General features: G+C 62.8%; 31 protein-coding genes and 1 pseudogene. 17 read left to right on the forward strand and 15 right to left on the reverse strand.

Features of this window, described 5'->3' with window-relative positions; genetic code table 11:
* Positions 1-270: 270 nt before the first annotated feature.
* Positions 271-1,020 carry a YebC/PmpR family DNA-binding transcriptional regulator gene (locus tag E8E91_RS19260; protein ID WP_190831218.1) on the reverse strand — a complete coding sequence of 250 codons (750 nt, stop codon included), beginning with the start codon at positions 1,018-1,020 and terminating at the stop codon, positions 271-273.
* 62 nt (positions 1,021-1,082) lie between these two features.
* Positions 1,083-2,858, reverse strand: a complete 1,776-nt coding sequence (aspS, locus tag E8E91_RS19265) for an aspartate--tRNA ligase (protein ID WP_280377888.1) — start codon at positions 2,856-2,858, stop codon at positions 1,083-1,085.
* Between the two features lie 271 nt (positions 2,859-3,129).
* Between aspS and E8E91_RS19270 the strand changes: the two genes are divergently transcribed.
* The 5 genes and pseudogenes from E8E91_RS19270 (at position 3,130) to E8E91_RS19290 (ending at position 6,480) form a co-directional block, all read left to right on the forward strand.
* Positions 3,130-3,948, forward strand: coding sequence for an SDR family NAD(P)-dependent oxidoreductase (locus tag E8E91_RS19270; protein WP_280377891.1), 819 nt, complete (start codon positions 3,130-3,132; stop codon positions 3,946-3,948).
* Between the two features lie 134 nt (positions 3,949-4,082).
* Positions 4,083-4,553: a Dps family protein gene (locus E8E91_RS19275; protein ID WP_151136205.1), complete on the forward strand. Its 471-nt coding sequence runs from the start codon at positions 4,083-4,085 to the stop codon at positions 4,551-4,553.
* A 105-nt stretch (positions 4,554-4,658) separates the two neighbouring features.
* Positions 4,659-5,726, forward strand: a complete 1,068-nt coding sequence (locus E8E91_RS19280) for a GGDEF domain-containing protein (protein WP_280377893.1) — start codon at positions 4,659-4,661, stop codon at positions 5,724-5,726.
* A 151-nt stretch (positions 5,727-5,877) separates the two neighbouring features.
* A pseudogene (locus tag E8E91_RS19285) lies at positions 5,878-6,198 on the forward strand (cold shock domain-containing protein membrane protein); the annotation flags it as partial.
* Between the two features lie 57 nt (positions 6,199-6,255).
* Entirely contained in the window at positions 6,256-6,480 is a 225-nt protein-coding gene (locus E8E91_RS19290) for a cold-shock protein (RefSeq protein ID WP_162945915.1), read from the forward strand.
* A gap of 46 nt (positions 6,481-6,526) precedes the next feature.
* On the opposite strand, the gene E8E91_RS19295 is transcribed toward E8E91_RS19290, so the two are convergent.
* Both E8E91_RS19295 and E8E91_RS19300 read right to left on the reverse strand, forming a co-directional pair.
* Positions 6,527-6,733, reverse strand: a complete 207-nt coding sequence (locus tag E8E91_RS19295; protein WP_280368365.1) for a SlyX family protein — start codon at positions 6,731-6,733, stop codon at positions 6,527-6,529.
* A gap of 3 nt (positions 6,734-6,736) precedes the next feature.
* Positions 6,737-7,162, reverse strand: a complete 426-nt coding sequence (locus E8E91_RS19300; protein WP_280377895.1) for an HIT domain-containing protein — start codon at positions 7,160-7,162, stop codon at positions 6,737-6,739.
* A 706-nt stretch (positions 7,163-7,868) separates the two neighbouring features.
* Here E8E91_RS19300 and E8E91_RS19305 point away from each other — a divergent pair.
* Positions 7,869-9,206: an OprD family porin gene (locus tag E8E91_RS19305; RefSeq protein ID WP_280377897.1), complete on the forward strand. Its 1,338-nt coding sequence runs from the start codon at positions 7,869-7,871 to the stop codon at positions 9,204-9,206.
* A 107-nt stretch (positions 9,207-9,313) separates the two neighbouring features.
* On the opposite strand, the gene E8E91_RS19310 is transcribed toward E8E91_RS19305, so the two are convergent.
* A complete protein-coding gene (locus tag E8E91_RS19310) occupies positions 9,314-9,721 on the reverse strand; it encodes a PaaI family thioesterase (protein WP_280378218.1) in 408 nt (135 codons plus the stop codon).
* A gap of 113 nt (positions 9,722-9,834) precedes the next feature.
* Between E8E91_RS19310 and E8E91_RS19315 the strand changes: the two genes are divergently transcribed.
* Positions 9,835-11,550, forward strand: a complete 1,716-nt coding sequence (locus E8E91_RS19315) for a proline--tRNA ligase (RefSeq protein WP_280377898.1) — start codon at positions 9,835-9,837, stop codon at positions 11,548-11,550.
* A gap of 8 nt (positions 11,551-11,558) precedes the next feature.
* Positions 11,559-12,515 (forward strand): hypothetical protein, encoded by a 957-nt coding sequence (locus E8E91_RS19320; RefSeq protein WP_280377900.1) that lies wholly within the window; start codon positions 11,559-11,561, stop codon positions 12,513-12,515.
* Positions 12,516-12,557: 42 nt separating this feature from the next.
* On the opposite strand, the gene E8E91_RS19325 is transcribed toward E8E91_RS19320, so the two are convergent.
* Together E8E91_RS19325 and E8E91_RS19330 are read right to left on the reverse strand one after the other, a co-directional pair.
* Positions 12,558-12,833: an acylphosphatase gene (locus E8E91_RS19325; protein WP_280377903.1), complete on the reverse strand. Its 276-nt coding sequence runs from the start codon at positions 12,831-12,833 to the stop codon at positions 12,558-12,560.
* Between the two features lie 4 nt (positions 12,834-12,837).
* Positions 12,838-13,317, reverse strand: coding sequence for a TlpA disulfide reductase family protein (locus E8E91_RS19330; RefSeq protein ID WP_280377905.1), 480 nt, complete (start codon positions 13,315-13,317; stop codon positions 12,838-12,840).
* A 30-nt stretch (positions 13,318-13,347) separates the two neighbouring features.
* Here E8E91_RS19330 and E8E91_RS19335 point away from each other — a divergent pair, with 30 nt between their 5' ends.
* On the forward strand, positions 13,348-14,754 hold the full coding sequence (locus tag E8E91_RS19335) for a PilZ domain-containing protein (protein ID WP_280377907.1): 1,407 nt from the start codon (positions 13,348-13,350) through the stop codon (positions 14,752-14,754).
* Between the two features lie 121 nt (positions 14,755-14,875).
* Positions 14,876-15,265, forward strand: coding sequence for a hypothetical protein (locus tag E8E91_RS19340; RefSeq protein ID WP_280377909.1), 390 nt, complete (start codon positions 14,876-14,878; stop codon positions 15,263-15,265).
* Positions 15,266-15,273: 8 nt separating this feature from the next.
* Here the strand turns inward: E8E91_RS19340 and E8E91_RS19345 are convergent, their stop codons facing one another.
* Positions 15,274-15,474, reverse strand: a complete 201-nt coding sequence (locus tag E8E91_RS19345) for a hypothetical protein (RefSeq protein WP_348532222.1) — start codon at positions 15,472-15,474, stop codon at positions 15,274-15,276.
* Positions 15,475-15,602: 128 nt separating this feature from the next.
* Positions 15,603-16,823: a YihY family inner membrane protein gene (locus E8E91_RS19350; RefSeq protein WP_280368343.1), complete on the reverse strand. Its 1,221-nt coding sequence runs from the start codon at positions 16,821-16,823 to the stop codon at positions 15,603-15,605.
* A 124-nt stretch (positions 16,824-16,947) separates the two neighbouring features.
* On the opposite strand from E8E91_RS19350, the gene arsC reads away from it, so the two are divergent.
* Genes arsC through E8E91_RS19365 form a run of 3 tightly spaced genes read left to right on the forward strand, consistent with a single transcriptional unit; the run spans position 16,948 to position 18,303 of the window.
* A complete protein-coding gene (gene arsC / locus E8E91_RS19355; protein WP_190831188.1) occupies positions 16,948-17,301 on the forward strand; it encodes an arsenate reductase (glutaredoxin) in 354 nt (117 codons plus the stop codon).
* Complete coding sequence (wrbA, locus tag E8E91_RS19360; RefSeq protein WP_280368339.1) at positions 17,298-17,903, forward strand: NAD(P)H:quinone oxidoreductase; 606 nt, start codon at positions 17,298-17,300, stop codon at positions 17,901-17,903. Before arsC ends, wrbA begins: the two co-directional genes overlap by 4 nt.
* Positions 17,896-18,303, forward strand: a complete 408-nt coding sequence (locus tag E8E91_RS19365) for a DUF2069 domain-containing protein (protein WP_280368337.1) — start codon at positions 17,896-17,898, stop codon at positions 18,301-18,303. The genes wrbA and E8E91_RS19365 overlap by 8 nt, the downstream gene beginning before the upstream one ends.
* Positions 18,304-18,376: 73 nt before the next feature.
* On the opposite strand, the gene hda is transcribed toward E8E91_RS19365, so the two are convergent.
* From hda to E8E91_RS19385, 4 genes are read right to left on the reverse strand one after another with little or no spacing between them, the layout of a single operon-like run.
* The gene (gene hda, locus E8E91_RS19370; RefSeq protein ID WP_028627573.1) at positions 18,377-19,081 is read right to left on the reverse strand and encodes a DnaA regulatory inactivator Hda; all 705 of its coding nucleotides are present in this window, start codon (positions 19,079-19,081) and stop codon (positions 18,377-18,379) included.
* Positions 19,078-20,172: an AI-2E family transporter gene (locus E8E91_RS19375; RefSeq protein ID WP_280377911.1), complete on the reverse strand. Its 1,095-nt coding sequence runs from the start codon at positions 20,170-20,172 to the stop codon at positions 19,078-19,080. Before E8E91_RS19375 ends, hda begins: the two co-directional genes overlap by 4 nt.
* 1 nt (position 20,173) lies before the next feature.
* The gene (locus tag E8E91_RS19380) at positions 20,174-20,722 is read right to left on the reverse strand and encodes a CDP-alcohol phosphatidyltransferase family protein (RefSeq protein WP_280377914.1); all 549 of its coding nucleotides are present in this window, start codon (positions 20,720-20,722) and stop codon (positions 20,174-20,176) included.
* A gap of 38 nt (positions 20,723-20,760) precedes the next feature.
* Positions 20,761-21,801, reverse strand: coding sequence for a DUF2066 domain-containing protein (locus tag E8E91_RS19385; RefSeq protein WP_280377916.1), 1,041 nt, complete (start codon positions 21,799-21,801; stop codon positions 20,761-20,763).
* Between the two features lie 228 nt (positions 21,802-22,029).
* Here E8E91_RS19385 and purM point away from each other — a divergent pair, with 228 nt between their 5' ends.
* The 4 genes from purM to E8E91_RS19405 all read left to right on the forward strand — a co-directional run bounded on the left by purM (position 22,030) and on the right by E8E91_RS19405 (position 24,915).
* Positions 22,030-23,088 (forward strand): phosphoribosylformylglycinamidine cyclo-ligase, encoded by a 1,059-nt coding sequence (gene purM, locus E8E91_RS19390; protein ID WP_271472149.1) that lies wholly within the window; start codon positions 22,030-22,032, stop codon positions 23,086-23,088.
* Positions 23,088-23,738: a phosphoribosylglycinamide formyltransferase gene (purN, locus tag E8E91_RS19395; protein WP_280377918.1), complete on the forward strand. Its 651-nt coding sequence runs from the start codon at positions 23,088-23,090 to the stop codon at positions 23,736-23,738. The genes purM and purN overlap by 1 nt, the downstream gene beginning before the upstream one ends.
* Positions 23,739-23,749: 11 nt before the next feature.
* Entirely contained in the window at positions 23,750-24,466 is a 717-nt protein-coding gene (locus E8E91_RS19400) for a DUF3108 domain-containing protein (protein ID WP_280377921.1), read from the forward strand.
* Positions 24,467-24,639: 173 nt separating this feature from the next.
* A complete protein-coding gene (locus tag E8E91_RS19405; RefSeq protein WP_151138908.1) occupies positions 24,640-24,915 on the forward strand; it encodes a Rho-binding antiterminator in 276 nt (91 codons plus the stop codon).
* A 129-nt stretch (positions 24,916-25,044) separates the two neighbouring features.
* On the opposite strand, the gene E8E91_RS19410 is transcribed toward E8E91_RS19405, so the two are convergent.
* A complete protein-coding gene (locus E8E91_RS19410) occupies positions 25,045-25,584 on the reverse strand; it encodes a DUF2058 domain-containing protein (RefSeq protein ID WP_280368324.1) in 540 nt (179 codons plus the stop codon).
* Positions 25,585-25,631: 47 nt separating this feature from the next.
* Complete coding sequence (mazG, locus tag E8E91_RS19415; protein ID WP_280377923.1) at positions 25,632-26,462, reverse strand: nucleoside triphosphate pyrophosphohydrolase; 831 nt, start codon at positions 26,460-26,462, stop codon at positions 25,632-25,634.
* Positions 26,463-26,477: the final 15 nt, after the last annotated feature.

A 26,477-nucleotide genomic window follows, 5' to 3' on the forward strand; every position in this document is an offset into this window, starting at 1 on the left:
CGCAAGGCCAGCACACTGTCTATTTATCCAGCCGCGAGTATACGGAGCCGTCCGCCAACAAAAAAGCCGGAAGCGCTCGGGGCGACTTCCGGCTTCGGGATCACGCCAGCACTCGAATCTGGTCACGATCGTGCGAGCTAGAGCCATGCAAGGCAAAAACAGGAGAGGAAGCGGACTGGGCTCGCACTCGAGTTTACGAGCTGTAAATGAGCATTCCGAGCCTGTTTTTAACGCCGCAGGGCCAACGCGCAGCTGATCGTGATCAGGTTCTCAGCCGAGCTGCTCCATGATCTCGTCAGATATCTCAGCGTTGTGGTAGACGTTCTGGACATCGTCCAGGTCTTCCAGCATGTCGATCAGCTTCATCACCTTCTGAGCGGTTTCCAGATCGGTGATGGGGGCAGTGATCGACGGGATCATCGCCACTTCAGCCTCGTCGCCCTTGAAACCGGCGGCGGTCAGGGCCTCGTTCACCGAGAGGAAGTCAGCAAAGGTGGTGTAGACCTCGACGGAGCCGTCTTCGTCAGCCACGACGTCATCAGCGCCAGCTTCCAGGGCTGCTTCCATCAGGGCTTCTTCGTTCACGCCCGGGGCGTAGCTGATCTGGCCCTTGCGGTCGAACATGTAGGCCACCGAACCATCGGTACCCAGGTTGCCACCGCACTTGCTGAAGGCATGACGCACTTCGGCCGCGGTACGGTTGCGGTTGTCGGTCATGGCTTCGATGATGATGGCCACGCCACTCGGCGCATAACCTTCGTAGCTGAGCTCGACCATGTTGTCGGCTTCGTTGGAGCCGGCACCACGGGCGATGGCGCGATCGATGGTGTCGCGGGTCATGTTCGCGGTCAGCGCTTTGTCCACAGCCAGACGCAGACGCGGGTTGTCCGCCGGGTTGCCGCCACCATGCTTGGCAGCAACGGTCAGCTCACGGATGAGCTTGGTGAAGATCTTGCCGCGCTTGGCATCCTGGCGTTCTTTGCGGTGCTTGATGTTGGCCCATTTGGAATGACCAGCCATAACTCACTCCGTACTTTCTATAACGGACGGCGCCCTGTGGCGCCGTCTTGGGTTGGTTCTGATTACTCGGCCTTGGCCTGTTCGCGCAGGCGAATGTTCAGCTCGCGCAGGGCCTTGGCGTCCACGGTACCCGGTGCCTGGGTCATGACATCGCCAGCGCTCTGGGTTTTCGGGAAGGCGATCACTTCGCGAATCGAAGAAGCGCCGGTCATCAGCATCACCAGACGGTCCAGACCGAAGGCCAGGCCACCGTGCGGCGGTGCACCGTACTTCAGCGCATCGAGGAGGAAGCCGAACTTCTCTTCCTGCTCCGCATCATCGATGCCCAGTACGCGGAACACCGCCTGCTGCATGGACTTGTCGTGGATACGGATGGAACCGCCGCCGAGCTCGGTGCCGTTGAGCACCATGTCATAGGCGCGGGACAGAGCGTTGGCCGGGTTGGCCTCCAGCTCCGCCGGGCTGCACTTGGGCGAGGTGAACGGGTGGTGCAGCGAAGTCAGGCTGCCGTCATCGTTCTCTTCGAACATCGGGAAGTCCACGACCCACATCGGCGCCCACTCCTTGGTGAGCAGCTTGAGATCATGGCCGACCTTGATACGCAGGGCGCCCAGGGCGTCGCAGACGATCTTGGCCTTGTCGGCGCCGAAGAACACGATGTCGCCATCAACCGCGCCAACGCGGTCGAGGATCACATTGAGGTTCTCTTCGGGAATGAACTTGACGATCGGCGACTGCAGGCCTTCGACGCCCTTGGCGCGCTCGTTGACCTTGATGTAGGCCAAGCCCTTGGCACCGTAGATGCCGACGAACTTGGTGTAATCGTCGATCTGGCTGCGCGGCATGGACGCGGCGCCCGGCACGCGCAGGGCTGCGACACGGCCTTTCGGATCGTTGGCCGGACCAGAGAACACCTTGAATTCCACGCCCTTCAGTTGGTCGGCTACATCGACCAGTTCCAGCGGGATACGCAGGTCCGGCTTGTCGGAGCCGTAGCGGCGCATGGCTTCTTCGAACGGCATGTGCGGGAACTCGTCGAACTCGACGTCCAGCACTTCCTTGAACAGCTGACGCACCATCTTCTCGGTGATTTCGATGATGTCGCTTTCTTCCAGGAAGCTGGTCTCGATGTCGATCTGGGTGAATTCCGGCTGGCGGTCGGCACGCAGGTCTTCGTCGCGGAAGCACTTGGCAATCTGGTAGTAGCGGTCGAAGCCGGCCACCATCAGCAGCTGTTTGAACAGCTGGGGCGACTGCGGCAGGGCGAAGAAGTGGCCCGGGTAGGTGCGGCTCGGCACCAGGTAGTCGCGTGCGCCTTCCGGAGTCGGGCGACCCAGGATCGGGGTTTCCACGTCAAGGAAACCGTTCTCGTCCAGGTAGCGGCGGATGCTGCTGGTGATGCGCGCGCGCAGCTTCAGCTTGGCAGCCATTTCCGGGCGACGCAGGTCGATGAAGCGGTAGCGCAGGCGGGTTTCTTCGCCCACGTCGGAGTATTCGTCCAGCGGGAACGGCGGAGTTTCAGCCTGGTTGAGGACTTCCAGCTCGTAGCCCAGCACCTCGATGGCGCCGGAGGCCATGTTGGCGTTGCGCGCGCCTTCCGGACGCAGGCGGACTTTGCCGGTGATCTTGACCACGAACTCGCTGCGGACACGGTCGGCACGGGCGAAGGTTTCTTCGCGATCCGGGTCGAACACCACCTGGGCCAGGCCTTCGCGGTCACGGATATCGAGGAAAATGACCCCGCCGTGGTCGCGGCGGCGGTGTACCCAACCGCAGAGGGTGACTTCCTGGCCGTCCAGGCTCTCGTTCAGTTGGCCGCAATAGTGGCTGCGCATCATGGTCGTGTTTCGCTTCTCTTGAGTCGTGAATTCGTCCGCCCGCCCTGAGGCGACGGAGCATCCGGCGGAGGTGCAACCCCCTGCCGGACAGGCCGGGGTTCGCGGCAAAGAGCGGGATTATATAGCGTAAATTGTCACCGCGCAGCCGCCCGCCCCGCAGCGCTCACGCGCCGACTGAGCGCGGGTTCGCTTGCTGGGCCACAGGGCAGTGTCTAAGCTCGCCTGCACTTGCCCGACGGACGGACACGTGACACACAAGGAAGGAGTGGAGATGCAATCGCTTGCAGGGAAAGTCGCAGTCATCACGGGAGCGGGGTCCGGCATCGGCCGCGCCCTTGCCCATCAGTTGGCAGACATGGGTTGCCATCTGGCCCTTGCCGACATCGACGCCGACGGTCTCGAAGCCACCGCAACGCCACTGCGCCGCGCGGGCCTGCAACTTTCCACCCACGCACTGGACGTCTCCGATCGCGAGGCCGTTCACGCTTTCGCCGACAGCGTTATGGCCCGACACGGGCGAACCGACCTGGTGATCAACAATGCCGGCGTGGCGGTTTCCCAAACCATCGCTGAGCTGCGCTACGACGATTTCGAATGGCTGATGGGCATCAACTTCTGGGGCGTGGTCCACGGCACCAAGGCCTTCCTTCCTCACCTGCTGAACCAGGGCGAAGGGCATATCGTCAACGTATCGAGCATCTTTGGCATCGTCAGCATGCCCACCCAGGGCGCCTACAATGCCAGCAAGTTTGCGGTGCGAGGCTTCACCGAAGCACTGCGACAGGAACTCTGCGGCACCGCCATCAAGGTCAGCTGCGTTCACCCGGGCGGCATCCGCACCAATATCGCCCGCTCGGCACGTTTCTATCGGGGCATCGATGGCAAGACAGATGCAGCCAAGGCGGCCGTCCATTTCGACAAGCTGGCGCGCACCTCGGCACAGCAGGCGGCGCAGGTCATCATCAAGGGCATGCAGGCCGGACAGCCACGCATCATGGTCGGAGCCGACGCCCGCTTCCTCGATCACCTGCAGCGTTTACTGCCCGCCAGCTACCCGCGGCTACTGGGCAAACTGCTAAATAAGAAATGAAGCCAGCGATGACCAATAACTTCTGAGCATTGCATTCATTGATAGAAGACAAGGCTGACCAGTACCCGGCCCGTGTTAGGCTTTTTCCATCACGGGCCCGGTCTGGGCCACAAGCTACCGAGAGGAGAACTGGTATGGAAATCAACATCGGAATCGCGGAACAGGATCGCGCAGCCATCGCAGAGGGCCTGTCCCGCTTGCTGGCTGACACCTACACCCTCTATCTCAAGACCCACAATTTCCACTGGAACGTCACCGGGCCGATGTTCAACACCCTGCACCTGATGTTCGAAGGCCAGTACAACGAACTCGCCCTGGCGGTCGACTCCATCGCCGAGCGTATCCGCGCCCTGGGCTTCGCAGCCCCCGGCACCTACGCCGCCTACGCCCGCCTGTCCTCCATCAAGGAAGAAGAAGGTGTGCCGGCCGCCGAAGACATGATCAAACAACTGGTGCAAGGCCAGGAGGCGGTAGTCCGCACTGCCCGTGGCATTTTCCCGCTGCTGGACAAGGTCAGCGACGAGCCCACCGCTGACTTGCTGACCCAGCGCATGCAAGTCCACGAAAAAACCGCGTGGATGCTCCGCAGCCTGCTCGCCGCCTGACCTTCAGGCGCTTCAAAAAGGCCCGGGAAACCGGGCCTTTCGCTATGCGCGACAGCCCGCCTGATCTATGCTCTGGCAATTCGACATCCCTCCACAGTGAAGTGCATGAGCCAGCCTCCGAAACATCCGTCGCTGCTTGAGCTTTTCCCCGAAGAAACCCGTGAGGCCGCCGACCTGCTCAAGCAGGCCGTTCCTCATATGGTGCGGCACTCCATTCCGCCGAACCCGGTGCATTACGCCCTCTGGTACACCTACAGCAAGGGCATGGAGCCTGACCTCAATCGCCGCCTGGACAAGATCACCAACGATTTCGACGTCTTCCCCCCCGATTCGGCCCTCAAGCTGTTTCGCGAGTACATCATCCGTGGCGAGCTTGAGGAAGCGCGCCAGGGGCAGCAGCAGGTCATCGACCTGGTGGATGATATCGAGGGTGATGTCAGCCGCAGCGTCAGCGGTAGCCAGGCGTACCAGAGCAGCCTGACAGCCGGACTGGCGGCACTCCACGAACCCATCATCGACGACCTTCCCAGCGTGCTGAACCACCTGCAGGAAAGCACCCAACTGATGCAGGAACAGCAGGAGCAATTCCTCTATCGCCTGCAGGCCGCCCAAGCGGAAATCCAACACCTGCGCAACCAGTTGGAGCGTGCACAGCTGGCTGCCACGCTGGATGGCCTGACCCAGGTATTCAACCGCCAGGCCTTCACCCGCCTGCTGGAACAGTCCCTGAAGAACGGCCAGGAAGGCCTCGCGCTGGTAATGCTGGATATCGACCACTTCAAACAATTCAACGACCAGTTCGGCCATCCGCTCGGGGATCGCGTGCTCCAGCACGTCGGCCAGCTACTGCGGGAACTGCTACCACCTCGCGGCATGGCGGGTCGTTACGGTGGGGAAGAATTCTGCGTGTTGTTGCGTGACTGCCAGAACCTGGACACAGCCCGCACCTTCGCCGAGCAATTGCGCAATAAAATGCAGGCGCTGCGCGTGAAGGTCCGCCGCACGGACCAAGTGCTCGATACCATCACCGCAAGCTTCGGCCTCGCCCTCGCGGAACCCGGCGACACCCTCGAAAGTCTCATCACCCGAGCCGACGACGCCCTCTACCAGGCCAAGCGCAATGGCCGCAACCAGGTGCATCCTGCAGCCCCTGAAGCAGCGCTAACCGCTTGATTTGAGTAGCCCTGTCCTTTGCTGTTAAATACAGCCGGTGCCGCAAGTCGACCTGTGACCTGCGGCATAGGCCGGCTCCATGCCCTTTTCATCCCGCATGTACCGGCTCCTTTCCGTCTGAGATTCCGTTTCCAAGGTGAATCCATTGAACATGTTGAAAATCGTCCATCTGTTGACGGGCGCTGCCGCTTTATTGCTGTCCTTCATTCCTAGCCTGCGCGCCGACGCCCTGCCCTACCTGCAACAACCCGAAGCCCTTTACCTGGCCTTCTTCGGTCTGCTCAACCTGCTGCTGGCACCGGTGGTTCCGGCCTGGGCCAAGGGACTGCACAACCAACTGCAGACCCTCGTCTCAGCCCTGCTGGTTCTGGCGGTGATCTTGCAAACGCTGATCCTCCTGGCGCCGATGCCCGAAATCGGTGCTCAACCAGCCATCCTCGTCAGCCTTCTGACCGTGATCCTCGCCGTTGCCCTGCACCTGACCATCAACCTGCGCAAGGTGACCCAGGCGCCGCTGCTGCCCCAGGACATGTCCAACCGCGAAACCGGAACGGTGAAGTGGTTCAACACATCCAAGGGCTTCGGCTTCATCTCCCGTGACTCCGGGGATGACATCTTCGTGCACTTCCGCGCCATTCGCGGGGAAGGCCACCGCGTGCTGATCGAAGGGCAGCGCGTAGAGTTCTCGGTCATCCAGCGAGACAAGGGCCTGCAGGCAGAAGATGTGATTGCCGCGCTACCCAGCCGACGCTGAGGCAGATGAAAAAAAGCCCGCCAATTGGCGGGCTTTTCTTGTGTGCTCAATAGTGAGGCGGCGGCGCCTCATCCTCGTTCGACCCGAACTGGCTGAGGAGCTCTTCCTGACGCCTGGCCAGAGCCGACACCTGGAGTTGCAGGCGATCCACCAGACGCTGCTGCTCGACCAGGATGTCATTGAGCGTCTGGATAGTGTCGTCCTGGAAGGCCAGCCGGCTCTCCAGGTCAGCGATTCGCATTTCCAGACTCATGCCTCAACCCTCCACAAAGCGGAAATCATCGGCCAACACCAGACGCAGCTTGGCGAGAATGGCGGCCACTTGCTCGGGCGAGTAGGCAACCGCCGGATGACGGCCCCAGACCGGCGACGGCCAGGCCGCGTCCTCGCGGCGACGCACGATCACGTGCATGTGCAACTGGCTGACCACATTGCCCAGGGTTGCGACGTTCATCTTGTCGGCACCGAAGGTGTCCTTGAGGGTCTCGGCCAGGAAAGTGGTTTCCTGCCAGAGCTGGCGCTGCTCGTCAGCACCGAGCTGGAACAGCTCGCTGACCTCTTCGCGACGCGGCACGAGAATGAACCAGGGGTATTGGGCGTCATTCATCAACAGCAGCCGGCACAGGGGAAAATCACCGATGGGCAGGGTGTCCTGCTGAAGTCTTGGGTCCAGGGCGAACATACTGGCCTCTCCTGTTCGACTGTAGGGAATTCGAGATTAGCACCCCCGACCGAACGACCGGCACAGGGGCGCGCAGCATAGCCAAGGCTCGTGGCGAGCGGAACTCGCTCGTTGGCGCCACCTATATAGAGGAAGCCTCTGTCACGACGCGCACCAGGATCGCGCACGATTAACATTTCGTTACCTACCGCCACACTCGGGTTACGCACCGCCTGCCACGACGCGGGGCAGAGGCCTCCCAAAACTGTTCAAGCAATGCCTGTCAATAGCCATCCAGCGCGCAAAATGCCTCATTTCAGGGCAGTGGCTACTCCCTTGCAACCACACGGGAATCAGGTGTTGAACGGGCTGGAACGAGCGCACCAGGCGGGCAAGGTAAATTTTTCCGGTTGTCACAAGGAATGTGCACGCTTGTTGCTTAAGAGCTGCCAGGTCACACGCAGGAACGGGAACGAATCCAATGGACGCCCGCCCGCACCGTGCCTCGGATACATAGGGGTTGAAGGGATGCAAGAGCGAACCTATAGATATGCGACACACTTCTTCCCGATTTGCGACAGCACTGTGAAGAAATCGTAAGGACTAGGTTTCAACTATCGCCAATATTGTCGCCGTGCTATAAGTTAGCGCCGACACAAAAAGAAAGAACCGCCTTCAATCAATAAAGAAAGCGGCGAGAATCTTCAAAACCAAAGGAGCAATCACAATGCAAGTGATGAAGTGGAGCGCACTGGCTCTGGCCGTGACCGCCGGTACCACTCAATTGGCTTTTGCCAGCGCCCAAAGCGATTCCAAGGGCTTCCTGGAAGACAGCAGCCTGAATCTGCTTAACAAGAACTACTACTTCAATCGCGACTTCCGCGACGGTGGTCGTAACAACTCCGGTCGCAATGCACTCAAACCCGCCAATGAGCGTAAGGGTTACCGCGAAGAGTGGGCCCACGGCATTATGGGCTTCTATGAGTCGGGCTTCACCCAAGGCACTGTCGGCTTCGGCGCTGACGCCTATGGCTTCCTCGGCATCAAACTGGATTCGGGCGGTGGTCGCACCGGCACTGGCCTGCTGCCGATCGGATCCGACGGTCGCCCGCAAGACGACTACAGTGAAGCGGGTGGTGCGGTTAAGCTGCGCCTGTCCAATACCGTGCTGAAATACGGCGAAATGCGCACCACCGCACCGGTGTTTGCCACTTCCCACAGCCGCCTGCTGCCGGAAACCGCCACCGGCTTCCACCTGAGCAGCGAAGAAATCGAGAACCTGGCTCTCGAAGCCGGTCACTTCACCGCCTACAACAACCGTGACTCCACCAACAGCGATGACGAGCTGCTGATCAACTACGGTGCCAATGAAGTCGGCAAGACCATGGACTACGTCGGTGGCGCCTACGGCATCAACGACCAGCTGAGCGTATCCCTGTACGGCGCCAAGTTCGAAGACACCTGGAACCAGTACTACGGCAACGCCAACTACACCCTGCCGATCACTGACGACCAGAGCCTGAACTTCGACTTCAACATCTACCAGACCAACGACACTGGTAAGAAGCTGCAGGGCGAGATCGACAACACCACCTTCAGCATCGCCTCCACCTACACAATTGGCGCGCACAGCTTCCTGCTGGCCTACCAGAAAGTAGACGGTGACACTCCGTTCGACTACGTCGGCGGTGACTCGATCTTCCTGTCCAACTCCATGCAGTACTCCGACTTCAACGGCGCGAACGAGCAGTCCTACCGTGCTGGCTACACCCTGAACATGGCTTCCTACGGCGTACCGGGCCTGACCTTCATGGCCACCTACGTTTACGGCGACGACATCGACGGCACCAAGGCTGACCCGGACGGCGGCTACGCCGGCCTGCAAGGCGCCGACGGCAAGCACCGCGAAACCAACCTGGACCTGAAATACGTAATCCAGGAAGGCGCAGCCAAAGACCTGTCCTTCCGCGCTCGTCAGGCGTTCCACCGCGCCAACGACGATCAAGCCGAAGGCGATATCGACGAGTTCCGCCTGATCGTCGAGTACCCGCTGAGCATCCTGTAATCACAGGATCGGTACTTCGATACATCAAAAAGGAAGCCCGGCATGAGAATGCCGGGCTTCTTTTTTTGGAAATGAATCAACTACTGCTCAAAAAACATTCACCACGTTCAGTGAGGCAATACATAAGTACCGGTCACGTGCGCAACGAGATCCTCTTCCGCCCCTTGTGAATAAAGTGAAACTTCACATACCGCCTGACGACGACCGAGTTTAAGAATCCTCGCCTCAGCAAGCAGATCCACAGGTTTTGGTCGAGCCAGGAAGTTGATATTCAAGTTGGACGTCACCGCCATTTCGACTTTCCCCAGACGACCCAACACAACCGCGTACATGGCGGCGTCCGCCAGCGCCATGATTGTCGGACCGGACAGGGTTCCTCCCGGTCGCACCAATCTGTGCTGGAAGGGTACCCGCGCCAGCGCTCCCCGTTCGTCCATCCGCTCGATCCGAAGGTCAATGTCTTCCGCCATTGGCACACCATTGCGAATGAGCGCCTCCACCTGCTCCGCTGTCAGACTCACTACGTCGCCCTCCTCGCCCTGCCGGACCACAATCCTGTACGCCACTTGATCAGCGCCGTACAATGCCGAGCCATTCAAACCCATCGCAACCGACAAAACGGCCAAACATGCGTACCAGTCAGTACCTGCTGTCTACCCTCAAGGAAACCCCCACCGATGCCGTGGTGATCAGCCACCAGTTGCTGCTGCGCGCCGGCATGATCCGCAAGCTCGCTTCCGGCCTCTACACCTGGCTGCCAATGGGCCTGCGTGTTCTGCGCAAGGTCGAGGCGGTGGTCCGCGAAGAGATGAACGCCGCTGGTGCGCTGGAAGTATTGATGCCCGCCGTGCAGCCTGCCGAACTGTGGCAGGAGTCCGGTCGTTGGCAGCAGTACGGCCCTGAGCTGCTGCGTCTGAAGGATCGCCACGAGCGCGATTTCTGCGTCGGCCCGACCCACGAAGAAGTCATCACCGACATGGCGCGCAACGAGCTGAATAGCTACAAGCAGCTGCCGCTGAACTTCTACCAGATCCAGACCAAGTTCCGTGACGAGATCCGTCCGCGCTTCGGCCTGATGCGGGGCCGCGAGTTCGTGATGAAGGATGCCTACTCCTTCCATATGAACCAGGAATCGCTGCAGGAAACCTACGACCGCATGCACCAGGCGTACTGCAATGTGTTCAGCCGCCTGGGCCTGGATTTCCGCCCCGTACTGGCCGACACCGGCTCCATCGGCGGCACCGGCTCCCACGAGTTCCACGTGCTGGCCGAGTCCGGTGAAGACGACATCGCCTTCAGCGATAGCTCCGATTACGCCGCCAACGTGGAAAAGGCCGAAGCCCTGCCCCGCGAGACCGAGCGTCCCGCACCGAGCCAGGAGCTGAAGCTGGTCGACACCCCGAACACCAAGACCATCGCCGACCTGGTGGAAAACTTCGGTCTGGCGATCGAGAAGACCATCAAGACCCTGGTGGTCCACGGCGCCGAGGAAGGCACCCTGGTGGCGCTGATCATTCGTGGCGACCACGAACTGAACGAAATCAAGGCTGCCAACCTGCCCCAGATTGCCAACCCGCTGGTGTTCGCCAGCGAAGCCGAACTACGCCAAGCCATTGGTGCCGGAGCTGGCTCGCTCGGCCCGCTGAATCTGCCGCTGGCTTGCATAGTCGACCGTTCCGTCGCCCTGATGAGCGACTTCGCCATCGGCGCCAACATCGACGACAAGCACTACTTCGGCGTGAACTGGGAGCGCGACCTGCCGCTGCCGGAAGTCGCCGACCTGCGCAATGTGGTCGCCGGCGACCCGAGCCCGGACGGCAAGGGCACCCTGGTGATCAAGCGCGGCATCGAAGTGGGCCACATCTTCCAGCTGGGCACCAAGTACAGCGAAGCCATGAAGCTGAGCGTGCTGAGCGAGCAAGGCAAGCCGGTGACCCTGATCATGGGCTGCTACGGCATCGGCGTATCCCGCGTGGTGGCTGCAGCTATCGAGCAGAACTATGACGAGCGCGGCATCCTCTGGCCGGAAGCCCTGGCGCCCTTCCAGGTCGCCCTGGTGCCGCTCAAGTACGAGACCCCGGCCGTCAAGGAAGCGACCGACAAGCTCTACGCTGAACTGCGCGCTGCAGGCGTCGACGTGCTGCTGGATGACCGTGACAAGAAGACCAGCCCCGGCGTGAAGTTCGCCGACATGGAGCTGATCGGCATTCCGCACCGCATCGTGGTGAGCGAGCGTGGCCTGGCCGAAGGCAACCTGGAATACAAGAACCGCCGCGAGACCGACAACCAGGCTGTAGCGGTCACTGAGGTTCTGTCCTTCATCACTGCCCGCGTGAATCGCTGATCGAGAAAATGTCCAAGCGCAGTTCCCATTACCTGGCCGGCGCCGCCTTGTGCGGCGCCCTCTTCGTCAGCGGTTGTGCCAACCATTTGCCGCAACGCAGCGAGCACGAGGAGCGAGTCGAGCGCAAATTGCTCAATCACAGCCTGCAGATCGAGGTGGGTGATCCCCAGGTCCTGGAACTGCCGCAGCGACGCGTCCGCATCAACGAGCAGAAGACCTTCGAAGTCACCGAGTTCGAGGTCAGCCGTCACTACGACCGCTACACCCCCTACCAGCCCTGGCGGGAACTCTACGAGGTTCCGCTGGGTGCGGTAGCAGTGGTCGCTGGCGTCGGCGCCAATGTGCTCAATGTGGTACTGCTCGGCAGCCTGCCAGACACCGCCACCAAGGACTGGATCAGCTATGGCTTCGCCGGCCTCAACCCGGCAATGAACGTCGAGTCCAACGGCCGTTCCGAACAGAACCTGGCCAGCCTCGACGAGAAGCAGATGGACAAGCGCATGGAATACTCCAGCACGCCCTGGGCGGAGCGTCCGGTGCTGGTCAAGCTGGGCAACCATACCCATGAGCTGCTCACCGATCGCAATGGCATCCTGCGTCTCAATCTGCTGGACGGCCCCTTTGCCGATCAGGACGTCAGCCGCATCGGCAAGTTGCAGCTGAGCGTCGAGGATCCCACGGACAGCGCTCGAGCCGACGCCACCCTGGGCATCAGCCACACCCTGCGCGGAAAGCTGGCGGAAGCCCATTCGCTGATCTTCGAAGACCTGGAGGACGATGAAGTCCCGCAGTGGGTCCATCGCGTCAAGCGCCTGTCGGAACTAGGCCTGGAAGAAGAAGCCAGCGAACTGGAGCAGAGCCTGATCGAGCTGACCCGCAACGATCCGGAACTGCAGCAGGAGTTTCTCCAGTCGCTGATGAAGGATGCCGGGCGCCTGGCAGCCGACCCGGGCGATTCAGACTGAGTGGAGCCGGGAGCGAGCGCGTCTCGCTCCCACCTCGCGGCATCAGCGCCGCACGATGAAGCCGGTAATTCCCTGCAGCGGTTGCTCCTGAAGCTCAACGCCGGTCACCTTCGCCTCGGCAGGCCCCTGTTCAAGCCAGCCGGCCAATTCGCGCACAGCGTCTTCCTCGCCCTCCAGAAGTACCTCGACCCGGCCATCCGCCAGGTTGCGTACCCAGCCATCCAGATCCAGGCGGTCGGCCTGTTCCTGGGTTGACTGGCGGTAATAGACACCCTGGACCTTGCCACTCACGTAGCCGTGCAGACAGATTCTCGCCATACCCCTAGCCCCCCTTGCGCAGTTCTTCGAGGCGGGCGGTCAGGCCGGCGGCGGTTTGCTCACCCATCAGGCGCTCCCGCAGTTTCCCCTGGGCATCGATGATGTAAGTGACAGGCAATGCCTCGCTCCTGGGCAGGTCGTATCGCTTGGAGGGGTCCTCCGCCAGTACGGTGAACTGGATGCCCATCTTCTGCGTGGCCTGGCCAAGCTCATTGCCCTGCAGTCCGTCGAAATTGACGCCAAGCACTTTCACGCCCTTGCCCTTCTGTTGCTCTGCGAAGGCGTTCAGTTCAGGGATTTCCGTGCGGCAGGGCGCGCACCATTCGGCCCAGTAATTGATGACCAGCCACTGGCCTTCGAGGCGCTCAACCGTTACCTTCTGTCCATGCTGATCGACGCCCACGTCGTCCGAGCAGCTGGCCAGGAGCAGGCCGGCCCCCATCAGAGCGAACACCCCTATTACAGCCTGGAGTCGCGATCCCATGCATTCGGTCCTCGTGTACGCGGGGTTGATATGACGCTGGATGCCTTGCGCTTGGAAGTGCCGGACATCCTGGAAGAGAACAGCACTCCACTGGCAAGCGTGCCGACGCTCCTCGCACAAGCGCGCCAACTCCCTCAGGATAGTGCCCTGCAGCAGGTCCTGGCTCATGTGTTCAGGTTCAACCGCAGCGCTCTGACCTTACTCGAAAGGCAGCGCGTGCTGCAAAGTTTCAGCGAGGAGTTCCGCCACTACGCCCAGGCTGCTCAGGACCGGGCGGTGCCATCCGACCTCTTCGTCAAGCTCTGCGACGAACTGGCCTGCGGCTTCAAACGCCTGTTGCTGCAGATTCTCCAGGGTCACCAACCGTCACGCCCGCACCTGGCCTGGTGCCTGTACATGGCCCAGCACTTCCTCGCCCAGACCCAGTTGCGCCACTACCAGCTCTATCAGGAGCCAGACCCAGGGCTCTGGCGCGACAGCCATCTGCTGTACTGGATCGGCGAGCACCAGCAGTGCCTGGACGAACTGGTTGCCGCCGCCTTCCGCCCCACGCCGGCCAATACTCTGCGGGGGCTCTACCAGCAGATGCTGTTGCTTGCCCTGAGCAATCCCTTCCACCTGAGCGAAGGCGAATGCCCGCTTCTCTTCGGCGCCCTGGCGCCGATCGCCGGCCTTGCGCGGCTGCTGCCGTGGGACGAGGACGACGAGAACGGCAGCCCGACCGTCGACCTGACCGAGTCCCAGCCCTGTCTGCCGCTGGAGCAGCACCCCGATGGCGCCAATACCTACCTGCGCCGCTTTGAATTGGGTGCCCTGCTGATCGCCCTGCATGAACCCTCGCCCCTGCGCAGCGAGAGCGAGCACGAGCTCCTGGAGAGGGTCCGCCAACACTGGCTGGGACGACAGCAACGCCGCCACCCCCGTACCGAACAGTCCGGAAGCTGCCAGCTGGTGGTGGGCCTGAGCTCCATCCATGCTGACCTACTGACGCAACACCCAGGTCGCAGCGGCGCGCAGATGCTCGATGCCAGCCCGGGCGGCGCCCGCCTGCTCTGCCATGACAACCTCGCGAACCAGTTACCGGTGGGTCAACTGGTGCTGGTGCAGACCCAGAGCACGCCGGTCCTCGCGCTGGTGCGCTGGCGTTACCAGAACACCGAGGGCCTGCACCTCGGCGTGCGCTACCTCAAGGGCCTGCCCCGCCCGGTCTGGCTGCGCCGAGCCCCCAGCGCCCAGACACACCCCGGCGTCCTGCAAAGCACGCCCGAGCCCGGCAATGGCTGGCATCACGGTCTCTGGCTACCGGGCAAGCAGTTCGTTGAAGGGGAAAATCTCTGGCTGCAACTGGCCAGCGTCCACAATCAGGCCATCGTCCCGCTACCGGCCCCCAACCTCCGCACCTCATTGGTGGCTCGCTATCCCCTGCAGCTTGCCTGAGTGGTCAAACTGCGAGGCGGGTCACGCCAGCCGGCGGCCAAGGCGCACAGTTCGCATGGGATTGGCTGCTTATAATTGAATACCACCGGTACGAACGTACCCTTTCCAGCCTGGATGCCCCATGCAACAGCACGACAGCCTGATCGGCCCGGTTCCTGCCCGTGTCGTCGAAGTCGCCCGCTCCACCCTCACTGCCTTCGACGGTCGGGTGGCGGACTTCAATGTGGCGGCCTGGCTGCACCTGCCCGGCATGACGGATCTGCCCGTGTCACTGATGGTGGCCTACATGGATGGCAGCCAGCGCCGCGAGGTTGCGGTGGATCACGGCAAGCTCAACCCCAAGGGCAAGATCCTGCTGTCGGGCGTCGCCCGCTTGCCGTTCAAGCAAAAGATCGAACAAATGCAGGTGCGCCTGCGCTCTGCCGTTCCGATCAAGGGGCTGCTGGTGGAAGAACTCTTCGTGCAAGCGGTGGAGCTGGCCGAGCAGGCCAATCGCCAAGTCCGCGCCTGAAACCGGTTTCAGCCAGGTAGAGCGCGATTGCCCTCAAGGGCCGGCCGCTCGGATTCGTCCTGCTCTTCTTGCACAGTCAGCGGGGCCAGGGATTCTGGCCAGTGACGGAATTTCAGCCCGGTCACCCGGTTCAATCCCTCCAGCGCCCGTTGCGGTGCGCGCTCGTGCAAATGAATCAGCTTGTCTTTCGCGGTACCCATCGCTTCCATCCCCTGGCCATCGTTTTGATGGCCTCTTCCTTGTCAGTGCCATAAACATGCCAATCACTGCGGCCTGCCGTTGCATGGACCGCAGCAGGGTTCGCCTGGTTCACTCACCGGCTGACTGACAATTTTCGTCAGTCGTTTCCCGGCTTGAGCCATTGCGCCAGGCTGCCGCCGAACAAGGCTTGCTGCTCTTCCTGAAGCAACTCCAGCGCCTTGCGCAGTGGCGGATACCACGCTTCGTCCAGATGCTCGGGCAACTGCCCCAGCCGTGGCAGCGGCCAGGGCATATGGACGAGCAATTGATGGAAACTGTAGCCGCTCAGATCACGACAGAGCACCCAGGAACCTCCACTGGCACGGCAGACCAGGTGCTGGCTTTCCAGCAGTTCCAGCATTTCCAGCCACTCATCCTCCGGCAGGTGCCAGCCGGCCCGCTGCACGTCCAGGTGGCGCACCGGCATGCCGCGCATCTGGCGGTCGTGGAACACCCGTAGGATGCCCAGCAGCACCAGCAGGCGGGGCAGCGCGCGGCGACGCCAGTGCCAGGGTGTGGAAAGGTTGCACACCAGTTCGGCGCCGAACAGCACGATCACCCAGGACAGGTAGATCCACAGCAGAAACAGCGGCACCGTCGCGAAGGCGCCATAAATCAGCTGGTAGCCGGGGAAGAAGCTGACATAGAGGCCGAACAGTGCCTTGGCCGCCTCGAACAGCAATGCGGTGAAGACGCCACCTGCCAGGGCATGGCGCACCGGCACCCGCGCATTGGGCACCGCCGCATAGATCAGAGTGAAAGCCGCGATGCTGGAAAACAGAGGCGTGAAGCTGAGCAGGGTCTTGGCGCCAATCAGCGCATCCAGGCCGGAAATCAGCGATAGCGAGGTGATGTAGGTGCTGACGGCGAAACCGGCGCCCAAGAGCAGCGGACCGAGACTGAGGATCGCCCAGTAGAGCAGGAAGCTGGAGACGCCCCGGCGCGGCTGACGCACCCGCCAGATGGTGTTGAAGGCCTTTTCGATGGTCACCAGCATCATGAAGGCGGTCACCACCAGAAGGCCGACACCGACCCACGTCAGGTGCCGCGCCTGCACCGTGAAGCCACGCAGGTACTCCTGCAGGGTTTCCCCGGTGGACGGGACGAAGTTGTGGAAGATGAAGCTCTGGATCTGCTCGCCCGTGCCCTGGAAAGCCGGTATGGCCGAGAGCATAGTGAAGGTCACCGTCATCATCGGCACCACGGCGAACAGGCTGGTGTAGGTCAGGGCCGCAGCGCTATTGGTGCCACGATCGGCAATGAACCGCTGTAGCAGGAAGCGCCAGAATTCGACGACGTCGGTGAGGCGTTGGCGCATTCCATCTCCTTGATTCTGATCGACCCGGCCCGGCTCAGCAGACCGCAAGCGCGGCGCACGGTTCAGGCGGGCACCACGACGCGGTTAGAATAGCTGCCTCGACCAAGCCCATGCGACCCCCGACATGACTGAACTGACCCTCTACCACAACCCGCGCTGCTCCAAGTCCCGTGGTGCCCTGGAACTGCTGGAAGCCCGCGGCCTGGCCCCCACCATCGTGCGCTACCTTGAAACCCCGCCCAGTGCCGCCGAACTGCGGGACCTGCTGGCCAAGCTGGGGCTGACCGCCCGCCAGCTGCTGCGCACCGGCGAAGACGAGTACAAGGCCCTTGGCCTGGACGACGCCAGCCTCTCGGAAGAGCAACTGATCGCCGCCATGACCGCCCACCCCAAGCTGATCGAACGTCCCATCCTGATCGTCGGTGACAAGGCCGTGGTCGGTCGTCCGCCGGAGAAGGTACTGGAGATCCTGCCTTGAGCGCGCCCTACATCCTGGTCCTCTACTACAGCCGCCACGGCGCCACCGCCGAAATGGCCCGGCAGATCGCCCGTGGCGTCGAGCTGACCGGCCTTGAAGCGCGCCTGCGCACAGTGCCGGCGGTGTCGACCGAATGCGAAGCAGTCGCCCCGGACATCCCCGCCGATGGTGCCCTCTACGCGACCCTGGACGACCTGCGCCACTGCGCCGGCCTGGTCATGGGCAGCCCCACCCGCTTCGGCAACATGGCCGCGCCCCTGAAGTACTTCCTCGACGGCACCAGCAGCCTCTGGCTCACCGGCGAACTGGTGGGCAAGCCAGCCGCGGTATTCACCTCCACCGCCAGCCTGCATGGCGGCCAGGAGACCACCCTGCTGTCGATGCTGCTGCCGCTGATGCACCACGGCATGCTGGTCACCGGCCTGCCCTACAGCGAACCGGCACTGCTGGAAACCCGCGGCGGCGGCACGCCCTATGGCGCCAGCCACCACGCTGGCGCCGATGGCAAGCGTCCGCTGGACGAACACGAGATTGCCCTGTGCCGCGCACTGGGCCAGCGCCTGGCGCAAACCGCCCAACGCCTGGAGGCCCCGCGTGGCTAAAGAACCCAAGAAACTGCCGGAACTGGACTGGCTGGCGCCGCGCATGTCGGTCAGCCGGGTCGTCAGCCTGGCGAGCTTCATCGCCCTGGCCGTGCTGCTGACGGTAAATACCCTGTTCTTCGCCGACCTCCACGGCGCACGAACCTGGGTGGTCCTGGCCATCCTGCTGGTCCCCCTGGCGCTGCTCGCCCCCGGCATGATCCTCGGCAACGCCCGCGCGCACGCCTGGGCGTGCTTTGTGGTGAACCTCTACTTCATCCAGGGCGTCCTCGCCGCCATCGACCCCGCGCGTAGCCTGTTCGGCTGGCTGGAAGCCGGCCTCAGCCTGCTGCTGTTCTGCGCGGCGCTGCTCTATACGCGCTGGCGCTTCCAGTACAACCGCAAGCTCGCCGGGGAGTGATTCCCGCCCAGCAATGAAAAAGCCCGGACTTCGATCCGGGCTTTTTCATTGGGCGACTGACTGGAAATGCGGGCTACCAGCCGAAAATTTCCTTGAGGAACGGAATGGTCAGCTTGCGCTGAGCCTGGAGCGAGGCCTGATCGAGGATGTCCAGCAGGTCGAACAGCAGGTTCATGCTGCGCGGACCACGGGTGAGGATGAAGCGCCCCACTTCGTCGGTCAGGTGCAGGCCACGACGCGACGCACGCAGTTGCAGGGCGCGGAGCTTGTCCTCGTCGGACAGCGCGTGCAGCTGGAACACCAGCGCCAGGGTCAGGCGAGACTTCAGGTCAGGCAGCTTGATCCCGAGTTCGCGAGGCGACTTGCTGGCCGAAAGCAGCAGTTTGCGACCAGCATCGCGCAGGCGGTTGAACAGGTGGAACAGCCCTTCCTCCCACTCCGGGCGCCCTGCCAAGGCATGCAGGTCGTCCAGGCACACCAGCTCGCACTGCTCCAGGTTGTCGAAGACTTCCGGGCCGTAGTGCACCAGTTCGTCCATGGGCAGGTAGATGGCCTGCTCGTCGCGCTGCTCGAAACGCAGGCAAGCGGCCTGGAGCAGGTGGCTGCGTCCCGCACCCTCACCGCCCCAGAGGTAGATCAGGCTCTCGGTCCAGCCGGCATCGGGCTCGCACAGGCGCTCGACATAGCCGAGGGCCGCGGCGTTGGCGCCGGGATAGAAGTTGGCGAAGGTGGCGTCGTCACGCAGACGCACACTCAGGGGAAGCTGGATCGGTGTCATGCCGTACTGGGAGGGTCGTCGGGACCGCTACTCGACTGTCCGTAAAGGTCGGAAAGTTTATAGAAATCATGCGCATGGCGCAGCAAAACCATGATGATCGCTGCCACAGGCAAGGCCAACAGCACGCCGGTGAAGCCAAACAGCTGGCCGCCAGCAAGTATCGCAAAGATCACCGCCACTGGGTGAAGTCCAATGCGATCGCCCACCAGGAGCGGGGTGAGCAGCATGCCTTCGAGCAACTGCCCCGCACTGAACACGGCTACGACGCCGATCAGCGGATAGAGTTCGAAACCGCCGAACTGAAAGAGCGCAGCAACCAGTGCGGCACCAAAACCAACCACGAAGCCCATGTACGGCACGATGCTGGCCAGCCCCGCCAGCAGGCCGATCAGCAAGCCCAGGTCCAGCCCTACCAGCATCAGGCCAACGGCGTAGATCAACCCCAGCGCCAGCATCACCAGCAACTGGCCACGCAGGAAGGCGCCCAGCACTTCATGGCACTCCCCCACCAGCCCGACCACATAGGATTCGCGGTTGCGCGGCAGCAGGCCACGGAGTTTGGCCACCATCAGGTCCCAGTCACGCAGCAGGTAGAAGCCCACCACGGGGATCAGCAACAGGTTGCCCAACCAGCCCAGCAGCGCCAGGCCGGATGCTGTGACACTCGCCAGCAGGGTGCCGGCGATATCGGTGGTCTGGCCGAGATGGCCGGTGATCACCGCCTTGAGCCTGTCGACGCGCCAGAAGTCACCGGGTAGGCCAATTTGCGCCTGGGCCCAGGGCAGCGCGCTTTGCTGCAACCAGTCGAGCATCTGCGGCGCCACTTCGTAGAGGCGGAACAGTTGGCGGCCGAGCATGGGCAGCAGCACCAGCAGCAGCGCCAGGAGGATCAGGCCGAACAAACCGAATACCAGCACCACGCCCCAGGTGCGCGACAAGCCCAGCCGCTCCAGGCGGTCCACCAGGGGGTCGCCAAGGTAGGCGAGCAGCATACCCACCAGAAAGGGCGAGAGAACGGGATGCAGCTGATAGATCAGCCACCCCAGAAACAGGAAGCCGCCCAGCCAGAGCCAGCGGCGCGAATCGGTCATGTCAGGCCCTCATTCTTGCGTAGCGATATTTCCGTCCCCAATCCCAGACGTACTGGGCCCCACTGCACAACGTCACCACCATCACCAGCCAGCTCAGCGGCCAGCACAGCGACGCCAGGGCCGGCAACAGGCTCAGTTCCAGCAGCAGGCAGAGGACCAGCAGCATCTGCAGCAGCGTAGTCAACTTGCCCAGCCGGCTCGGTGAGAACTCCGCCGGTCCGGCCATCACGCGAAATAGTCCGGCTCCCAGCAGGATCACCAGGTCGCGCAGGAACACCACAAGCGTCAGCCACAGCGGCAGTACCTGGGTAATGGTCAGGCAGATGAAGCTGGTCACCAGCAAAAGCTTGTCAGCCAGGGGGTCGAACAGCGAACCGAAGCGGCTGATCCAGCCGAAACGCCGGGCAAGGAAACCGTCCAGGGCATCGGAGCCTCCTGCGATGGCAAACAGCACCAGCGCCTGGCCATACCGATCGGACAGCAGCAGCCCGGCAATGGGAAAAACCAGTGCCAGGCGCAGCAGAGTCAACAGGTTGGGCAACTGGTGCATGGCATCCCCGTTTCGGGTAGGCCGCCAGTTTACGCCCGCTACCAGCGGAAACGCAGCACGTTGTTGCGCGGCACTACCTGGGGCGCCGGAGCGGCCTGGGGATCAGCGGCAGGAGCCGGAGCGGCCGGGGCCTCGGGCGGCGCCTCCTGGAGCCCGGCCAGGGCCAGTTGGGCGCGCAGCTGTTCGGGGCTGGCGTTGACCTGGTACTCCAGGCGGTCACCCTCGACCTTGAGCAGGCGGGCACCGAAGGGTTCCAGCAGGCGCGACAGCTCGGCATAGCGGGCCAGATTGGCGCCCTGCACTTCCAGCTCCAGGTTCTGTCCAGCGCCGGGTGCCACCACGAAGCGCGTTGCCAGGCGCTGGCTCACCGCAGACATCACGGCATCAGCCAGCGCAGCGTTGTCTGCGCCTTCAGCGGTGCCCTGCTCGCGGCTGTCGCCCAGCCACAGGCGCCATTGCGCCTGCCACTTGCCGTCGGCCTCGCTGGCATCAACCGCCAGCAGGGCGTCAGCGCCGTAGCGCTCGGAAGCCTGGGTCAGCGCACCGGGTTGGGCGGACGTCAGTTGCTCGGGCGTCGCCAGCAACTGCTCATTGAGGTCCGCGATCGGCAGACGCAGCGGCAGGCCGCGGTTCTGTGCCGCCTGACGCAGAGGCGTCGCGGCTTCCTGGCCGTCGCCCACCAGATTGTTGCTGCCCTCACCGGAATGGTTCAGCCACCAGGCCAGGATGGCCGGGCGATTGGGGCTCCACAGCGGGATACCGGCCTGGCGCAGGGTGCGCTCGGTGGTGATGGGGTCGAAGTCCACCACCAGCACCTGCCCTTCATAGCCGTACTGGCTGATGAGCTGCTGCGGGTCCTTGCGCACCGCTTCCAGAGCTGGGCTCTGGGCGGCCTTGGCGTCCCCGGACAGGCGCAGCACCAGGGTTTCCAGGGCGCGCACCAGGGCCTGGCTGCGCTCCTCCGGCTGCTGCGAAGTGACAGGTTCACGAACCTGATAGAGGTTGTTGACCGTCTCGGCCTGGACCGAAAGGCCGAACAACGTCAGGCAGAGCAGTACAGCTTGAGCGAGCAGGCGCATGGCGGAATCTCTGTAAGAAAACAGGTGCAGCATAGGCCGCAATCGAAGGGCTATACCTTAATCAGCCGTCTGCCCCGGGGCAACGCGCGCGTTTTCTGGTTCTTTTCACCGGGGCCGACCGCTGCCGATGGCCGCTACCGGGCAAGCCTGATAAAATCGCGCGCCTTCGCAAACCGGCAGCCAGACTTGCCGGTCGATCCTCGAATTTCCCCCTATAGGCCTGGATTTATGAGCAAGCAACCCTCCCTGAGCTACAAGGACGCCGGTGTAGACATCGACGCTGGTGAAGCCCTGGTCGAACGCATCAAAGGCGTGGCCAAGCGCACCGCGCGCCCGGAAGTGATGGGCGGCCTGGGTGGCTTCGGCGCCCTCTGCGAGATCCCGGCCGGCTACAAGCAGCCGGTCCTGGTGTCCGGCACCGACGGCGTCGGCACCAAGCTGCGTCTGGCACTGAACCTGAACAAGCACGACAGCATCGGCCAGGATCTGGTCGCCATGTGCGTGAACGACCTGGTAGTCTGCGGCGCCGAGCCGCTGTTCTTCCTCGACTACTACGCCACCGGCAAGCTCAATGTTGACGTGGCCGCCACTGTGGTCACCGGCATCGGCGCCGGCTGCGAACTGGCCGGCTGCTCCCTGGTGGGCGGCGAGACTGCCGAAATGCCCGGCATGTACGAAGGCGAAGACTACGACCTGGCCGGCTTCTGTGTCGGCGTAGTGGAAAAAGCCGAGATCATCGACGGTTCCAAAGTTCGTACCGGCGACACCCTGATTGCCCTGCCCTCCTCCGGTCCGCACTCCAACGGCTACTCGCTGATCCGCAAGATCATCGAAGTCAGCGGCGTCGATATCGAGCAGGTCCAACTCGACGGCAAGCCCCTGGCCGATTTGCTGATGGCCCCGACCCGCATCTACGTCAAGCCGCTGCTGCAGCTGATCAAGGAAACCGGCGCGGTGAAGGCCATGGCCCACATCACTGGCGGCGGCCTGCTGGACAACATCCCGCGCGTCCTGCCGGACAACGCCCAGGCCGTGATCGATGTCGCCAGCTGGCAGCGTCCGGCGGTCTTCGACTGGCTGCAGGAACAAGGCAACGTCGACGAAACCGAAATGCACCGCGTACTGAACTGCGGCGTGGGCATGGTCATCTGCGTTGCACCTGAGCAGGCCGAAGCCGCGCTCAAGGTCCTGCGCGCCGCTGGCGAGCAGCCCTGGGTCATCGGTGAAATCGCCGCGGCCGCCGAAGGTGCCCAGCGCGTCGTACTGAACAATCTGAAGAGCCACTGATGGCTGCACGCTGTGATGTGGTGGTGCTGATCTCCGGCTCCGGCAGCAACCTGCAGGCGCTGATCGACAGCATCACCGGCGACGACCATCCGGCCCGTATCAGCGCGGTGATTTCCAACCGTGCTGATGCCTTCGGGCTGGAGCGGGCCCGGAAGGCTGGCATCGATACCCGCGTACTGGACCACAAGGCCTACGCCGATCGCGAGGCCTTCGACGCCGCCCTGATCGAAGTCATTGATGCCTACAAACCACAACTGGTGGTGTTGGCGGGATTCATGCGAATCCTCACGCCCGGCTTCGTGCGCCACTATCAGGGGCGCCTGCTGAACATTCATCCCTCGCTGTTGCCGAAGTACAAGGGCCTGCACACCCACCAGCGCGCGCTGGAAGCCGGCGATTCCGAGCATGGCTGCAGCGTGCACTTCGTCACCGAAGAACTCGATGGCGGCCCTCTGGTGGTACAGGCCTTGATCCCGGTAGAGTCGGACGACACGCCGGAAAGCCTGGCACAGCGGGTTCATGTACAGGAACACCGCATTTATCCGCTGGCCATGCGCTGGTTTGCCGAAGGCAGACTGCGTCTGGGCCAGAACGGCGCCGAACTGGATGGACAAGCGTTGCCCCCTTCGGGGCAACAACTGCGTAACTAGGAGATTCGCCAATGCGTCGTGCCTTGTTGTTGCTCCTCGCCCTTTTCACCCTGCCCACTGTCGCGGCCGAGCTGAAACCCTTCGAGGCCAGCTACACCGCCGACTGGAAACAGCTGCCCGTCAGCGGCACTGCCGGTCGCAGCCTCAAACAGCTCGACAATGGCCGTTGGGAACTGGACTTCGAAGCCTCCATGCTGGTGGCCAGCCTGAGCGAAGTGAGCACCTTCCGCGTCGAGAGCAATGCCTTCCTGCCCCTGACCTACCGCTTCAGCCGTAGCGGCCTGGGCAAGAGCAAGCAGGTGGAGTTCGATTTCGACTGGGCCCAGAAGCAGATCATCGGCAATGACCGCGGCAACCAGGTGCGTCTGCCCCTGAACCGCGGCATGCAAGACAAATCCACCTACCAGCTGGTGCTCCAGCATGACGTCGCTGACGGCAAGAAGAGCATGAGCTACCAGGTGATCGACGGCGACGAGGTCGAGACCTATGACTTCCGTGTGCTGGGCGAGGAGCGCGTGCGCACCAAGGCCGGCCTGGTGGATGCCATCAAGGTCGAGCGCGTGCGCGATCCCACCCAGAGCAGCCGCAAGACCGTGCTCTGGTTCGCCAAGGACTGGGACTTCCTGCTGGTCCGCCTGCACCAGGTGGAGAAGGACGGCAAGGAATACCAGATCATGCTCAAAGAGGGCTCGGTGAACGGCAAGCCAGTGCAGGGCCTGCCGGAGTAACACCTCCCCCCACGAAGAACCGGGCCCAGCGCCCGGTTTTTTGTGCCCGCAGGAAAGCCTGCCGAACCAAGGTGGGGCCCCGGATAGGCGAAACAGGCTGATACTTGAGAGAAGGCCAGGGCACGCCGACAACGCCTATGCTGAACATCCGACACGCCGCAGAGGAAACCGCCATGTCTGAGGAATACCTGCCGCTTTCCTGCGACCTCTACGACTACATCGAGATCGCCTGCCTGCATCGCTACCAACTGCATATCGAACTGGCCGGCGGCGCCCGCCTCGATGCCCGAGCCATGACCACCCTGACGACGCCGGACAAGGAGGAGTTCCTCATTGTGCAGAACGAGGGCGGCCAGGAGCGCCTGCGGCTGGACCAGATCACGGCTATCACGCCACTGACGGAAGGGGCCAGTTTCGGGCGGGTGCTGCTGGGAAATCAGATCTGCTGAGTGCCCGGAGTGCATCTGGGCTGTAGGGGCGAATTCATTCGCCATGCAGGACGAAGTCCTGCCATAGGCTGCTACAGGACTCTCAGGGACACCCAAAAGAAAACCGGGCCAAGGCCCGGTTTCTTTACATCACCACATCAGGTCGTCCGGCACCTTGTAGGCCGCGTACGGATCGTCGGCATCCGGCTCTTCCACCTGGGTATTGAGCAACACGACGCGACGGGGATCGCGCTCCTGGATGCGCAGGGCCGCATCACGCGGAATCACCTCGTAGCCGCCACCGTGGCGGACGATGGCGAGGGAGCCGCGGCTCAACTTGTCGCGCATCATGGCGTTGACGGCCAGGCGCTTGACCTTCTTCTCGTCGACGAAGTTGTAGTAGTCGTCCGTGGTCAGCTTCGGCAGACGGGAGCTTTCGATCAGTTGCTTGATCTGCGCAGCCCGGGCCTTCTGGTCAGCCTTTTCCTGCTGCTGACGGTTCAGCTCCTGGTCGCGGGAGGCCTTCTCGGCCTGGGCCTGCAAGGCTGCCTGACGCAGGCTGTCATCCTTCTCGACCTGGTTTTTCTTCTCCAGGCGCTGTTGTTTCTGCTGTTGCTTGCCGGCCTGCTTGACCTGCTTTTCGTTCACCAGCCCGGCTTTCAGCAGCTGGTCGCGGAGGGAAAGGCTCATAAAGGAATTCAGTCTCTCGAATTTTCAGGCTGTTGAACATCTACCTGCTAGCAGCCAAGGCTGAGTTTTTCTTGCTTCTTGGCTTCGCCCCAGAGGGCATCCAGTTCTTCCAGGGTGCAATCTTCAATGGGACGGCCCGCTTCGCGCAATGCCTGTTCGATAAAGCGGAAGCGCCGCTCGAACTTGCCATTGGCGCCGCGTAACGCGGTTTCCGGATCGACCTTGAGGTGGCGGGCCAGGTTGACCACCACGAACAGCAGGTCACCCACCTCATCGGCGATGGCCTGCGGGTCGTTCTCGCTCATGGCCTCCAGCACCTCGTCCAGCTCCTCGCGCAGCTTGTCGATCACAGGCAACGCCTCGGGCCAGTCGAAGCCCACCTGGGCGGCACGCTTCTGCAGCTTGGCGGCTCGGCTCAAGGCCGGCAGCGCCGTGGGCACGTCGTCCAGCAGGGAAAGCTGCTCGGGCGCGGCTGCCTTTTCGGCACGCTCCTCGGCCTTGATCTCCTCCCAGCGCTGCTTGATCGCGGCTTCTTCCAGGCGGGCCATGTCCGGGGCGCCGTAGAGGTCGCCGTCGGGAAAGACATGGGGATGGCGGCGGACCAGCTTGCGGGTGATGGCATCCACCACGCCGGCAAACTCGAAGCGCCCCTCCTCCTTCGCCAGCTGGCTGTAATACACCACCTGGAACAACAGGTCGCCGAGCTCACCGGGCAGATGGTCGAAGTCGCCCCGCTCGATGGCGTCGGCCACCTCGTAGGCTTCCTCGATCGTGTGCGGGACGATGCTGGCGTAGTCCTGCTTGAGATCCCAGGGGCAGCCGTACTGCGGGTCGCGCAAGCGGGCCATGAGGTGCAGCAGGTCGTTGAGTTGGTACATGACGGAATCCTGTAG

The organism is Pseudomonas sp. BN515 (assembly GCF_029873155.1).
In the GTDB taxonomy this organism is placed as follows: domain Bacteria; phylum Pseudomonadota; class Gammaproteobacteria; order Pseudomonadales; family Pseudomonadaceae; genus Metapseudomonas.